We start from the raw sequence: 12,742 nt of genomic DNA on the forward strand, positions 1-12,742 counted from the left end.
AGCGCTCGACTGTTTAGGGAAGAGCCTTGCGATTGACTCGTCGGAACAATCCGCAGCACTATCCAGCCATGACTGCCCAACACCGAATGATCATGATGTGCTCCTCTATGACCGCTTCCGGCGGGCCATAAGGTCATGCATGTCTGGTCAATGACGTGTTACCCAAAGCCCCGCCAGAAATGGACGGGGCTTTTTCATGCCCGTCCGCACATGGCTCAAGGAGAGAGAAATGTTCGAAATGAAAAGAGCCGACCCGGACGATGCCGGGATAGCGTTCGAGATTCGGCGACTGGCTATCCGGCATCAATGCATCGGTGCCTACAGTGAGCAGCAAATGCTCGACTGGACAATGGGCTCGGCGGCAGACGGTTATGACACGCTCATGCAAAAGCATTTCTATCTGGGTTGCGTTGAGGGTGAACCCGTGGCAACCGGCATGCTCGATCTGGAGCACCGTGAAATCGGTGCAATCTTCATCCATCCGGATTTCATGCAGCGTGGGCTTGGTAAACGCGTGCTGCACTTTCTGGAAGCGCTGGCACAGGATCTGGGGCTGGCAGAGGTTTGTCTGGATGCGACGTTGAATGCCGCTGATTTTTATCGGCGCTGCGGTTACGTCGGGGAGGAGAGGGCGATCTATCAATCGCCTTCAGGTCTGCAACTGGTTTGCGTGCCGATGGTGAAAAAACTCAAGACGGTCTAGACGCAAAAACGGCACCCGAAGGTGCCGTTTCTGTTTCTAGCCAACTATCGCTGAGCGATCAGCCCGCCAGGCCCGATTGCTGAACCAGGGTCAGCAGCGGTTGTGGGTAGACGCCGAGGAAGAACGCAACCACAGCGATCGCCAGCAGCATCACGCCGCCTGCTTTCTGTTCCCAGTGCAGTTGGGCGTCGTGGCGGCGCAGGTTCGGTTCGATCAGGTACAGGGTGACCATCACGCGCAGGTAGTAGAAGACGCCGATGGCGCTGCCCAGTACCAGGGAACCGACCAGCCACCATTGGTGCGACTCGACACCGGTAGCGATGATGTAGAACTTGCCGATGAAGCCTGCAGTCAGCGGGATACCGGCCAGGGACAGCATCATCACGGTCAGGACGGCGGTCAGGTACGGACGGCGCCAGAACAGGCCGCGGTATTCGTACAGCGCGTCTGCGTCACGGCCGTTGTACGGCGAGGACATCAGGGTGATCACACCGAAGGCGCCGAGGCTGGTGATCACGTAGGTGACCAGGTACACGCCGATGGCCTCCACCGCCAGGCCCTTGCTCGCCACCAGCGCGATCAGCAGGTAGCCGAAGTGCGCGATGGAGGAGTAACCGAGCAGACGCTTGAGGTTGCTCTGGGTCAGGGCCAGCAGGTTACCGAACAGGATCGAAGCGATGGCGATGATGGTCAGCACGTTGCTCAGTACGCCACTGCTTGCGGCAGGGGAGATCTGGAACAGGCGAACCATGACCGCGAACACAGCCACTTTCGAAGCGGTCGCGAGGAACGCGGCCACCGGTGCCGGAGCACCTTCGTACACGTCCGGCGTCCACAGGTGGAACGGTACCAGCGACAGCTTGAACGCCAGACCGATCAGCATCATGCCCAGGCCCAGTTGTGCCAGCGAGCTTGGCAGACCGGTCGCGGCCAAAGCCTGACCGATACCGACGAAGCTCAGCGAACCCGAGTCGGCGTACAGCAGCGCCATACCGAACAGCAGGAACGCGGAACCGGCGGCCGACAGCACCATGTACTTGATGCCGGCTTCCAGCGAACGCTTGTTGAAGAAGGCGTAGGCCACCAGACCGTAGACCGGCACCGACAGCAGTTCCAGACCGATGAACAAGCCGGCCAGGTGCTGCGCGCTGACCAGAACCAGGCCACCGGCGGCGGCCATCAGGATCAGCAGGTACAGTTCTTCACGGTTGCCCGGGTAACCCGAACCGCCATCGCCGAGGTAGGCGTGGGCGAGGGTGACACAGGCGAGAGTGGCGACCAGGATCAGCGCCATGTACAGGCAGGCAAAGGTGTCGATCTGCAGCAATGGGGTCACGGCCAGAGGCGCGACTTTCAGGGCCGGCAGGATCGACAGCAAGGCCAGGTTCAGACCGGCCACCGAAATCAGGAAGGTCTGCGAGTGGTTGCGGCGCCAGGCGATTGCCAGCATCACCACGATAATGGTGAGGCTGGTGATCAACAGTGGCGCAAGCGCAATAAAGTGTTGAATCGTGAATTCCATAGCGCTCTTACCGGGCCGAAGCGAGTTGAGTGAAGGCGGTGCCGAGCCACTGCTGCACGCCATGCATCGTGGCGGCAGAAGTGTCGAGGAACGGTTGCGGGTAGACGCCGAGGTAAATCAGCAGTACCGCAAGGCCCAGCACCATGATCAGTTCGCGACCGTCCATGCCGTGCAGGATCGAATCCGATTTGGACGGACCGAAGTAAGCGCGGTGGATCATGATCAGCGAGTAGACCGAACCGAACACCAGACCGGAGGTGGCAATCGCGGTGATCCATGGAGCACTGGCGAACGTACCGATCAGGATCAGGAATTCACCGACGAAGTTACCGGTACCCGGCAGACCCAGAGAAGCGGCTGCGAAGAACAGGCTGATCGCCGGCAGGTAAGCGATGCGCGACCACAGACCGCCCATCTCACGCATGTCACGAGTGTGCAGGCGCTCGTACAGCTGACCGCTGAGGATAAACAGTGCTGCGGCCGACAGACCGTGGGCCAGCATCTGGATCACAGCACCTTGCAGGGCCAGTTGGCTGCCGGAGTAGATGCCGATCAGTACGAAGCCCATGTGGGAAACGGACGAGAAGGCGATCAGACGCTTGATGTCGGTTTGCGCGAAAGCGAGGAACGCACCGTAGAAGATCCCGATCAGACCGAGGGTCATGGCGATCGGCGCGAACTCGGCCGAGGCGTTCGGGAACAGCGGCAGGGCGAAACGCAGCAGACCGTAGGCCGCGGTTTTCAGCAAGATACCGGCGAGGTCGACGGAACCTGCAGTCGGCGCCTGGGCGTGAGCGTCAGGCAGCCAGGAGTGGAACGGAACCACGGGCAGCTTGACCGCGAAGGCGATGAAGAAGCCGAGCATCAGGATGTACTCGGTGGTCATCGACATCTTGGTCTTCAACAGATCGGCGTAGTTGAAGGTGATCACGCCGGTGCTGTTGTAGTTGACCAGGACCAGACCGAGGATCGCCACCAGCATGATCAGGCCGGAAGCCTGAGTGAAGATGAAGAACTTGGTCGCGGCGTAGATACGGGTTTTCTTGCCGTCCGAAGAACTGTGACCCCAGAGCGCGATGAGGAAGTACATCGGCACCAGCATCATTTCCCAGAAGAAGAAGAACATGAACAGGTCGAGGGCGAGGAACACGCCGACAACGCCGCCCAGGATCCACATCAGGTTCAGGTGGAAGAAGCCAACGTGACGTTGAATCTCTTTCCACGAGCAGAGTACCGACAGGATACCCAGCAGGCCGGTCAACAGGATCATCAGCAGCGACAGGCCGTCGAGGGCCAGGTGCACGTTGATGCCGAAGCGCTGGATCCAGACGTGCTTGAACTCAAGCGCCCAGGTCGGATCGGCGCCTGGCGCCGGTGCAAATGAATAGTCACCGTGGGCCCACAGCCAGAGGCCGAGGGCGAGTTCCAGGGTCATGGTCAACAGCGCAATCCAGCGGGGGAGGGTGGCGCCGAAGCGCTCACCCAGCCAGCACAGCAGGCCGCCGATGAAGGGGATCAGGATTAGCCAAGGCAGAATCATGACGGGCTCGTTTCCTTTCGCAAATTCGCAAGGTTCATATCAGACCGCTACCAGCACGACAGCGCCGATGACCAACACGGCACCAGCAGCCATCGAAGCAGCGTACCAACGCAGTTGACCGGTTTCGGTACGGCTCAGGGCGGTGTGACCCCCCTTGGCCATGCGCGGGATCAGACCGATGGTCTGGTCGAGCGGGTCTTTGCGCAGCATGTGGCTGATCGCAAGGTACGGCTTGACGAACAGTTTGTCGTAGATCCAGTCGAAGCCCCAGGCAGCGAACCACCAGGCCGAAAGGAGACGGCCGATGCCGCTGTTGGCGATCGCGGTCACGAAGCGACGCTTGCCGAGGAACAGCAGGGCCGCCAGCAGGATACCGGCCAGGGCGATGGCGCCCGAAGCGATTTCCAGACTGTGCTTGGCTTCGCCACCGGCATGGCCAACGCTCTCGGGCAGTACGCCGTGCAGCGGTGGAACGATCATGGCGCCGACGAAAGTCGACAGCACGATCAGCACCGACAGCGGCAGCCAGTGAGCGATGCCGTGACCGGCGTGGGCTTCGGTCTTGGCTTCACCGTGGAACGCGATGAAGATCAGGCGGAAGGTGTACAGCGACGTCATGAATGCGCCGACCAGACCTGCGTAAAGCAGACCGTGGTTGCCGCTGGCGAACGCTTCCCAGAGGATTTCGTCCTTGGAGTAGAAACCTGCGGTCAACAGTGGCAGGGCAGCCAGAGCGGCACCACCGACGATGAAGCTGGCGTAGGCCAGCGGCAGTTTCTTCCACAGGCCGCCCATCTTGAAGATGTTCTGCTCGTGGTGGCAGGCAACGATCACCGCACCGGAAGCAAGGAACAGCAGGGCCTTGAAGAAGGCGTGGGTCATCAGGTGGAAGATCGCGCCTTCCCAGGCGCCAACGCCCAGCGCCAGGAACATGTAGCCGATCTGGCTCATGGTCGAGTAGGCGAGGATACGTTTGATGTCGGTTTGCACCAGTGCGGCGAAACCGGCCAGCACCAGGGTCACACCACCGACGATGCCGACCAGGTGCAGGATGTCCGGCGCCAGGGCGAACAGGCCGTGGGTACGGGCGATCAGGTAGACACCGGCGGTCACCATGGTTGCGGCATGGATCAGTGCCGAAACCGGGGTAGGGCCGGCCATCGCGTCTGCCAGCCAGGTTTGCAGCGGCAGTTGCGCCGATTTACCGACCGCACCACCCAACAGCATCAGGGTAGCAAGCACGATCCAGAAATCGCCGACCTTGAAGTGCTCAGGCGCCTTCACCAGCAGTTCCTGGACGTTCAGCGTGCCCAGTTGCTGGAACAGGATGAACAGGCCGATTGCCATGAACACGTCGCCGATACGGGTGACGATGAAGGCTTTCAGTGCGGCGTTACCGTTGTTGCGGTTGCTGTAGTAGAAACCGATCAACAGGTACGAGCACAGGCCCACGCCTTCCCAACCGAAGTAGATGAACAGCAGGTTATCGCCCAGGATCAGGAACAGCATGCTGGCGATAAACAGGTTGGTGTACGAGAAGAAGCGCGAGTAACCGGCTTCGCCACGCATGTACCACGATGCAAACAGGTGGATCAGGAAGCCGACACCGACGACCACACCGAGCATGGTCACGGACAGACCATCCAGGTACAGCGCGAAGTTAGGCTGGAAACCTTCCACCGACATCCAGCGCCACAGCACCTGGGTGTAGACGCCGCCTTCCGGTGGCGCGACGTTGAACTGCCAGATCACGTAGGCCGCGACGATGGCAGACAGGCCGATGGAGCCGACACCGATCAGCGCCGACAGGTTTTCCGAGAAGCGGCCGCGCGAGAACGACAGCAACAGGAACCCGATCAGAGGGAATACGAAAGTCAGAAAGAGTAGGTTCATCCGCGCATCTCACTGGCAGCGTCGATATCGAGCGTGTGGAAGCGGCGATACAGTTGCAGCAGGATCGCCAGGCCAATACTGGCTTCGGCGGCTGCAAGGCTGATCACCAGGATGAACATGATCTGTCCATCCGGTTGCGCCCAGCGGGCGCCCGCAACGATGAAGGCCAGTGCAGAGGCGTTCATCATCACTTCCAGACTCATCAACACGAACAAAATGTTGCGGCGGACCATCAGGCCGACCAGACCAAGGCAGAACAGGATGCCGGCAACGGCCAATCCATGCTCGAGAGGGATAGCAGGCATGTCTTACTCCTTCGCCTCGTTACGGCCCAAATGGAACGCCGTGACGGCTGCAGCGAGCAGCAGCATCGAGGCGAGTTCGACCACCAGCAGGTACGGACCGAACAGGCTGATGCCCACGGCTTTCGCGTCCACGGTGGTTTGACCGATGGCCTGACCGCTCTGGTGAGCGAACAGCACATACAGCAGTTCGGCCAGCAGCAGGGCGGCGAGAATCACCGGCCCCGCCCAGATCCCGGGCTTGAGCCAGGTGCGTTCCTGCTGAACCGAGGCAGGCCCCAGGTTCAGCATCATCACCACGAACACGAACAGCACCATGATGGCGCCGGCGTAGGCGATCACTTCCAGCACGCCGGCGAACGGTGCGCCGAGTGCGAAGAAGGTCATGGCCACGGCGATCAGCGAAATGATCAGGTAGAGCAGGGCGTGCACAGGATTGGTGTTGGTGACCACACGCAGTGTGGACACAACAGCGATACCCGATGCGAAATAGAAAGCGAATTCCATCGTTCTTCCTTAAGGCAGCAAGCTCTTCACGTTGATCGGCTCGGCTTCGTTTTGTGCGGCGCCTTTCGGCTTGCCCGCAACGGCCATACCTGCAACACGATAGAAGTTGTAATCAGGGTTTTTGCCGGGGCCGGAGATCAAAAGATCTTCTTTCTCGTACACCAGGTCCTGACGTTTGAACTCGGCCATCTCGAAATCCGGGGTCAGCTGGATCGCGGTGGTCGGGCAGGCTTCCTCGCAGAGACCGCAGAAAATGCAGCGCGAGAAGTTGATACGGAAGAAGTCCGGGTACCAGCGACCGTCTTCGGTTTCAGCTTTCTGCAGCGAGATGCAACCCACCGGGCAGGCCACGGCGCACAGGTTGCAGGCTACGCAGCGTTCTTCGCCATCGGGGTCGCGGGTCAGGACGATGCGGCCACGATAGCGTGGCGGCAGGTAGACTTGCTCTTCCGGGTATTGCAGGGTGTCGCGCTTGCGAAAGCCATGGCCGAAGACCATGACCAGGCTGCGCAACTGGGTACCGGTACCCTTAACGATGTCGCCAATATATTTGAACATGGGTCAAATCCTCACTGAACCGCAACCGCAGGCGTGTTCCACAACACGATTGCAGCGGTCACCAGCAAATTGATCAGGGTCAGTGGCAGGCAGAATTTCCAGCTGAAATCCATCACCTGGTCATAACGCGGACGCGGGATGGAAGCGCGCAGCAGGATGAACAGCATGATGAAGAACGCGGTCTTCAGTGCGAACCAGACGAAGGACAGTTGCGGCAGGATGCCGAACGGACCGTGCCAGCCACCGAAGAACAGGGTGACCAGCAGTGCCGAGATCAGGATGATGCCGATGTATTCACCGACGAAGAACATGCCCCATTTCATACCGGCGTATTCAATGTGGTAACCGTCGGCCAGTTCCTGTTCCGCTTCCGGCTGGTCGAACGGGTGACGGTGAGTCACGGCCACGCCAGCGATGAAGAAGGTACAGAAGCCGAAGAACTGCGGAATGATGAACCACAGGTTCTGCGCCTGGTACTCGACGATGTCGCGCATGTTGAACGAGCCGACCTGCACCACGATGCCCATCAGGGCCAGGCCCATGAACACTTCGTAGGACACGGTCTGCGCCGAGGCACGCAAGCTGCCCAGCAGGGCGAACTTGTTGTTACTCGACCAGCCGGCGAACAGCACCGCGTAGACCGAAAGACCGGCCATGGCGAAGAAAAACAGCAGGCCGATGTTCAGATCCGCCACGCCCCAGGTCGGGGTGATCGGGATGATCGCGAACGCGATCAGCAGGGCGGACATGGCCACCACCGGCGCCAGGGTGAAGATCACCTTGTCGGCAAACGGAGGGGTCCAGTCTTCCTTGAAGAACATCTTCAGCATGTCGGCCGCGATCTGGAACATGCCGAACGGGCCAACGCGGTTCGGACCGTAACGGTCCTGCCACCAGCCCAGCAGGCGACGCTCGACAAAGCTGAGCAACGCGCCTGCGACCACCACGGCCAGCAGGATCACGATGGCCTTGATGACCGTCAGGATCACATCGATCACTTCAGGGGTGAACCAGGTCATTGCGCTGCCTCCTGCAGACCATCAACGGATACGCCGGCGAATGCCGGTGGAATGCCGGCGATGCCCGCAGGCAATGCCACCAGACCTGCGCCCAGTTCTTCATTGATACGCAGCGGCAGACGCAGGGTCTGGCCGGCAACATTGAGGCTCAGCAGTGCGCCGTCGTTCACGCCCAAGCGATCCGCTTCGGACTTGGCCAGTGCAACGTAGGCGGCCGGGATGCGTTCCTGGACCGGAGCGGCTTTCGACGAGTTCTCGTCGCTGCCGAACAGGTGGTAGAACGGCACGGCTTGCCAGGTGCCCTGGGCCGGGTTGAACGCGCGCGGAACACTGGCGAACCAGTTCAGCGAATCACCGGTGCTTTCGATCAGGCGGGTGCCCGGATCGCCAGCGCGCAGGTGACCACCGACTTCGTCCTGGAACTTGTTCCAGGCTTGCGGCGAGTTCCAGCCCGGCGACCAGGCGAACGGCACTTGCTGACGCGGTTCGGCGGAGCCCGAGTAACCTTCCATCGAGAAGGCGAACGCGGTGTCTTTGTCTTGCGGGGTGCGTGGTTCGTGAACGCTGATGTCGGCGCGCATCGCGGTGCGACCGGAGTAACGCAGCGGCTCACGGGCCAGTTTCAGACCCTTGATGCGGAACGAGGCGGACGGTGCTGCGTCGACAATACGGGCCAGTTGCGGCGTGCTCGACGCAACGGCAGCGGTCACGTGGTCGAGTTGCGTCCAGTCGATCGGCTGGTTCAGCAGGGTGGCGCGCAGGGCGTGCAGCCAGCGCCAGCCTTCGTGGACCAGAATGCTCGCGTCCATGTATTGCGGGTCGAAAACCTGGAAGAAGCGCTGGGCACGACCTTCCTGGCTGACCAGTGTACCGTCGCCTTCAGCGAAGCTGGCGGCCGGCAGAACCAGATGCGCGCGGTCGCTGGTGGCGGTCTTTTGATGGTCGGCAACGATCACCACTTTCGCAGCGTTCAGTGCCGCATCGACCTTGGCCTTGGCGGTACGGGTGTACAGATCGTTTTCCAGCACGACGATGGCGTCGGCCTTGCCGTCGATGACCGCTTGCAGCGCGGCATCGACCGATTCGCCACCGAGCATGGCCAGGCCGAGGCTGTTGGCTTCCGGCACGATCAGGCTGATCGAACCGTTCTTCTCGCGCAGCTTCAGGGCCTTGGCGATGTTCGCAGCGGCTTCGATCAAGGCTTTGGAGCCCAGCGAAGTACCGGCGATGATCAGCGGACGCTTGGCCGCGAGCAGAGCATCGGCGATGCGCTTGGCCAGTTCCAGGGCTTCGGCGTCCAGACCTTCAACGGCCGGCGCGCTGGCGTCCAGGGCGTGAGCCACGGCGAAACCGATGCGCGCCAGATCGTCGGGAGCGGCGTGTACGCATTCTTCGGCGATGTCATCGAGCTTGGTTTCAGCCAGGCTGGCGATGAACAGCGGGTTCAGTTCGTGCTGACCGATGTTCTTCACCGCAGCGTCGAGCCAAGGCTGAACGCGCATGGCTTCGGCCATGTCTTCGGCCTTGCCTTTGACCGACTGACGCAGGGCCAGGGCCATGCGGGCGGCGGTCTGGGTCAGGTCTTCACCGAGGACGAACACAGCGTCGTGGTCTTCGATGTCGCGCATGTTCGGCACTGGCAGCGGGCTGTCTTTCAGCACTTGCAGGACCAGACGGATGCGTTCCAGTTCGGAGGCTTCGATACCGGAGTAGAAGTGCTCGGCGCCCACCAGTTCACGCAACGCGTAGTTGCTTTCCAGGCTGGCACGTGGCGAACCGATACCGACGATGTTGCGACCGCGCAGCAGGTCGGCGGCTTTGTCCAGCGCAGCATCCAGTCCAAGCTTGGTGCCGTCGGCCAGCAGCGGCTGACGTGGACGGTCGGTGCGGTTGACGTAGCCATAACCGAAACGGCCACGGTCGCACAGGAAGTACTGGTTCACCGAACCGTTGTAACGGTTTTCGATGCGACGCAGTTCGCCGTAACGCTCGCCCGGGGAAATGTTGCAACCGCTCGAGCAGCCATGGCAGATGCTCGGCGAGAACTGCATGTCCCACTTACGGTTGTAGCGCTCGGAGTGAGTCTTGTCGGTGAACACACCGGTCGGGCAGACCTCGGTGAGGTTGCCGGAGAACTCGCTTTCGAGGGTGCCGTCTTCAACGCGACCGAAGTACACGTTGTCGTGGGCGCCGAATACACCGAGGTCGGTGCCGCCGGCGTAGTCCTTGTAGAAACGCACGCAGCGGTAGCAGGCGATGCAGCGGTTCATTTCGTGGGAAATGAACGGGCCCAGTTGCTGGTTCTGGTGGGTGCGTTTGGTGAAGCGATAACGGCGCTCGTTGTGGCCGGTCATCACGGTCATGTCTTGCAGGTGGCAGTGACCGCCTTCCTCGCACACAGGGCAGTCGTGCGGGTGGTTGGTCATCAGCCATTCGACGACACTGGCGCGGAATGCCTTGGATTCTTCATCGTCGATGGAGATCCAGGTATTGTCGGTGGCCGGGGTCATGCAGGACATGACGATGCGACCACGGGTGTCGTTTTCGTCGGTGTACTGCTTGACCGCGCACTGGCGGCAGGCCCCGACGCTACCAAGCGCGGGGTGCCAGCAGAAATAAGGGATGTCGAGGCCCAGCGACAGACATGCCTGTAACAGGTTGTCTGCCCCGTCGACTTCGAGCGCTTTGCCGTCTACGTGGATAGTGGCCATGGTTCAAAGGTCTTCGTTGGCCCGGTGTCAGCGGGCGTGGCTAATGGAATCTTGTTATCCGTCCGAATCCAGTCAGCCCCGAAAGGCGTCATCGGACGAAAGGCGAAGGGCACGGACCCTTCGCCTTTTTAAGCGTTTACGCGCCGACTACGATCGGCTTCGCCAGAGGCGGGACGGCGGCGCTTGCAGGCGCGATACCGGCTTCGAACTCTGGACGGAAGTATTTGATGGCACTGCCCAACGGCTCCACGGCACCCGGTGCGTGAGCACAGAAGGTCTTGCCCGGGCCGAGGAAGTTGACCAGACCCAGCAGGGTCTCGATGTCGCCTGGCTGGCCGCGGCCTTGTTCGATGGCCATCAGCAGCTTGACGCTCCATGGCAAACCATCACGGCAAGGGGTGCAGAAACCACAGGATTCGCGAGCGAAGAACTGCTCCATGTTGCGCAGCAGGGACACCATGTTGACGCTGTCGTCCACCGCCATGGCCAGGCCGGTACCCATACGGGTGCCAACCTTGGCGATGCCGCCAGCGTACATTTGTGCGTCGAGGTGTTCCGGCAACAGGAAACCGGTACCGGCGCCACCTGGCTGCCAGGCTTTCAGCTTGAAGCCGTCGCGCATGCCGCCGGCGTAGTCTTCGAACAGCTCGCGGCCGGTCACGCCGAATGGCAGTTCCCACAGGCCGGGGTTCTTGACCTTGCCGGAGAAGCCCATGAGCTTGGTGCCCATGTCTTCGCTGCCGTCGCGGGCCAACGATTTGTACCAGTCCACGCCGTCGGCAATGATCGCCGGCACGTTGCACAGGGTTTCAACGTTGTTCACGCAGGTCGGCTTGCCCCACACGCCGACGGCGGCAGGGAAGGGCGGTTTGGAGCGCGGGTTGGCGCGGCGGCCTTCGAGGGAGTTGATCAGTGCGGTTTCTTCGCCGCAGATGTAACGCCCGGCGCCGGTGTGGACGAACAGCTCGAAATCGAAGCCGCTGCCCAGGATGTTCTTGCCCAGCAGGCCGGCTGCCTTGGCTTCTTCCACGGCACGGTTCAGGTGCTTGGCGGCGGTGGTGTATTCGCCACGCAGGAAGATGTAGCCACGGTAGGTTTTCAGCGCGCGGGCGCTGATCAGCATGCCTTCGATCAGCAGATGGGGCAGTTGCTCCATCAGCATGCGGTCTTTCCAGGTGTTCGGCTCCATTTCATCCGCGTTGCACAGCAGGTAGCGGATGTTGATGGATTCGTCCTTTGGCATCAGGCCCCACTTCACGCCTGTGGGGAAGCCTGCACCGCCGCGACCTTTGAGGCCGGCGTCTTTCACGGTCTGGACGATGGCGTCCTGATCCATGTCGGCGAAGGCTTTGCGCGCAGCGGCGTAACCGTTCTTGGCCTGGTACTCGTCGAGCCACACGGCTTCGCCGTCGTCACGCAGGCGCCAGGTCAGCGGGTGAGTCTCGGCCGAACGCTGGATGCGGTTGGCCGGACCGAAAGAAGTCAGGGTCATACGTAGCCCTCGAGCAGTTTGGCGACGCCGGCAGGCTGGACATCGCCAAAGGTGTCGTCATCGATCATCAGCGCCGGTGCCTTGTCGCAGTTGCCGAGGCAGCAGACCGGCAGCAGGGTGAAGCGACCGTCGGCGGTGGTCTGACCCAGGCCGATACCCAGGTTGTTCTGGATTTCGCTGACCACCGACTCGTGGCCACCGATGTAGCAGACCATGCTGTCGCAGACGCGAATGATGTGACGGCCGACCGGCTGACGGAAGATCTGGCTATAGAACGTGGCCACGCCTTCAACGTCGCTGGCCGGGATGCCGAGGATCTCGCCGATGGCGTACAGAGCGCCGTCCGGCACCCAGCCGCGTTCCTTCTGGACGATCTTCAAGGCTTCGATCGACGCCGCGCGCGGGTCTTCGTAGTGATGCAGCTCGTGCTCGATGGCCGAGCGCTCGGTTTCACTCAAGGTGAAACGGTCTGTCTGGATAAGCGTGCTGTTCATG

General features: G+C 61.3%; 11 protein-coding genes. 1 reads left to right on the top strand and 10 read right to left on the bottom strand.

Going from position 1 to position 12,742, the window contains the following annotated elements:
* Positions 1-229 precede the first annotated feature (229 nt).
* Positions 230-703: a GNAT family N-acetyltransferase gene (locus tag JKA62_RS25845; RefSeq protein ID WP_201820103.1), complete on the top strand. Its 474-nt coding sequence runs from the start codon at positions 230-232 to the stop codon at positions 701-703.
* Positions 704-761: 58 nt separating this feature from the next.
* Here JKA62_RS25845 and nuoN read toward each other — a convergent pair whose 3' ends face one another.
* The 10 genes from nuoN to nuoE all read right to left on the bottom strand — a co-directional run bounded on the left by nuoN (position 762) and on the right by nuoE (position 12,741).
* Positions 762-2,225 carry an NADH-quinone oxidoreductase subunit NuoN gene (gene nuoN, locus JKA62_RS25850; RefSeq protein WP_011334964.1) on the bottom strand — a complete coding sequence of 488 codons (1,464 nt, stop codon included), beginning with the start codon at positions 2,223-2,225 and terminating at the stop codon, positions 762-764.
* Positions 2,226-2,232: 7 nt separating this feature from the next.
* The gene (nuoM, locus tag JKA62_RS25855; protein WP_011334963.1) at positions 2,233-3,765 is read right to left on the bottom strand and encodes an NADH-quinone oxidoreductase subunit M; all 1,533 of its coding nucleotides are present in this window, start codon (positions 3,763-3,765) and stop codon (positions 2,233-2,235) included.
* Between the two features lie 39 nt (positions 3,766-3,804).
* The gene (gene nuoL, locus JKA62_RS25860) at positions 3,805-5,658 is read right to left on the bottom strand and encodes an NADH-quinone oxidoreductase subunit L (protein WP_011334962.1); all 1,854 of its coding nucleotides are present in this window, start codon (positions 5,656-5,658) and stop codon (positions 3,805-3,807) included.
* Complete coding sequence (nuoK, locus tag JKA62_RS25865; protein ID WP_003180046.1) at positions 5,655-5,963, bottom strand: NADH-quinone oxidoreductase subunit NuoK; 309 nt, start codon at positions 5,961-5,963, stop codon at positions 5,655-5,657. The genes nuoL and nuoK overlap by 4 nt, the downstream gene beginning before the upstream one ends.
* A 3-nt stretch (positions 5,964-5,966) precedes the next feature.
* Positions 5,967-6,467, bottom strand: a complete 501-nt coding sequence (gene nuoJ / locus JKA62_RS25870; RefSeq protein ID WP_011334961.1) for an NADH-quinone oxidoreductase subunit J — start codon at positions 6,465-6,467, stop codon at positions 5,967-5,969.
* 9 nt (positions 6,468-6,476) lie between these two features.
* The gene (nuoI, locus tag JKA62_RS25875; protein WP_011334960.1) at positions 6,477-7,025 is read right to left on the bottom strand and encodes an NADH-quinone oxidoreductase subunit NuoI; all 549 of its coding nucleotides are present in this window, start codon (positions 7,023-7,025) and stop codon (positions 6,477-6,479) included.
* An 11-nt stretch (positions 7,026-7,036) separates the two neighbouring features.
* On the bottom strand, positions 7,037-8,044 hold the full coding sequence (nuoH, locus tag JKA62_RS25880) for an NADH-quinone oxidoreductase subunit NuoH (protein ID WP_007951460.1): 1,008 nt from the start codon (positions 8,042-8,044) through the stop codon (positions 7,037-7,039).
* Entirely contained in the window at positions 8,041-10,755 is a 2,715-nt protein-coding gene (nuoG, locus tag JKA62_RS25885) for an NADH-quinone oxidoreductase subunit NuoG (RefSeq protein WP_011334958.1), read from the bottom strand. Before nuoG ends, nuoH begins: the two co-directional genes overlap by 4 nt.
* A gap of 136 nt (positions 10,756-10,891) precedes the next feature.
* On the bottom strand, positions 10,892-12,247 hold the full coding sequence (gene nuoF / locus JKA62_RS25890; RefSeq protein WP_007951458.1) for an NADH-quinone oxidoreductase subunit NuoF: 1,356 nt from the start codon (positions 12,245-12,247) through the stop codon (positions 10,892-10,894).
* Entirely contained in the window at positions 12,244-12,741 is a 498-nt protein-coding gene (nuoE, locus tag JKA62_RS25895) for an NADH-quinone oxidoreductase subunit NuoE (RefSeq protein ID WP_003223804.1), read from the bottom strand. Before nuoE ends, nuoF begins: the two co-directional genes overlap by 4 nt.
* Position 12,742: the final 1 nt, after the last annotated feature.

The sequence above is a fragment of the Pseudomonas sp. B7 genome (assembly GCF_016735645.1).
GTDB lineage: Bacteria > Pseudomonadota > Gammaproteobacteria > Pseudomonadales > Pseudomonadaceae > Aquipseudomonas > Aquipseudomonas glycinae.

Coding starts and splice junctions, on each gene's coding strand:
- JKA62_RS25845 (WP_201820103.1), top strand. CDS start 230: ATGTTCGAAATGAAAAGAGCCGACCCGGACGATGCCGGGATAGCGTTC.
- nuoN (WP_011334964.1), bottom strand. CDS start 2,225: ATGGAATTCACGATTCAACACTTTATTGCGCTTGCGCCACTGTTGATC.
- nuoM (WP_011334963.1), bottom strand. CDS start 3,765: ATGATTCTGCCTTGGCTAATCCTGATCCCCTTCATCGGCGGCCTGCTG.
- nuoL (WP_011334962.1), bottom strand. CDS start 5,658: ATGAACCTACTCTTTCTGACTTTCGTATTCCCTCTGATCGGGTTCCTG.
- nuoK (WP_003180046.1), bottom strand. CDS start 5,963: ATGCCTGCTATCCCTCTCGAGCATGGATTGGCCGTTGCCGGCATCCTG.
- nuoJ (WP_011334961.1), bottom strand. CDS start 6,467: ATGGAATTCGCTTTCTATTTCGCATCGGGTATCGCTGTTGTGTCCACA.
- nuoI (WP_011334960.1), bottom strand. CDS start 7,025: ATGTTCAAATATATTGGCGACATCGTTAAGGGTACCGGTACCCAGTTG.
- nuoH (WP_007951460.1), bottom strand. CDS start 8,044: ATGACCTGGTTCACCCCTGAAGTGATCGATGTGATCCTGACGGTCATC.
- nuoG (WP_011334958.1), bottom strand. CDS start 10,755: ATGGCCACTATCCACGTAGACGGCAAAGCGCTCGAAGTCGACGGGGCA.
- nuoF (WP_007951458.1), bottom strand. CDS start 12,247: ATGACCCTGACTTCTTTCGGTCCGGCCAACCGCATCCAGCGTTCGGCC.
- nuoE (WP_003223804.1), bottom strand. CDS start 12,741: ATGAACAGCACGCTTATCCAGACAGACCGTTTCACCTTGAGTGAAACC.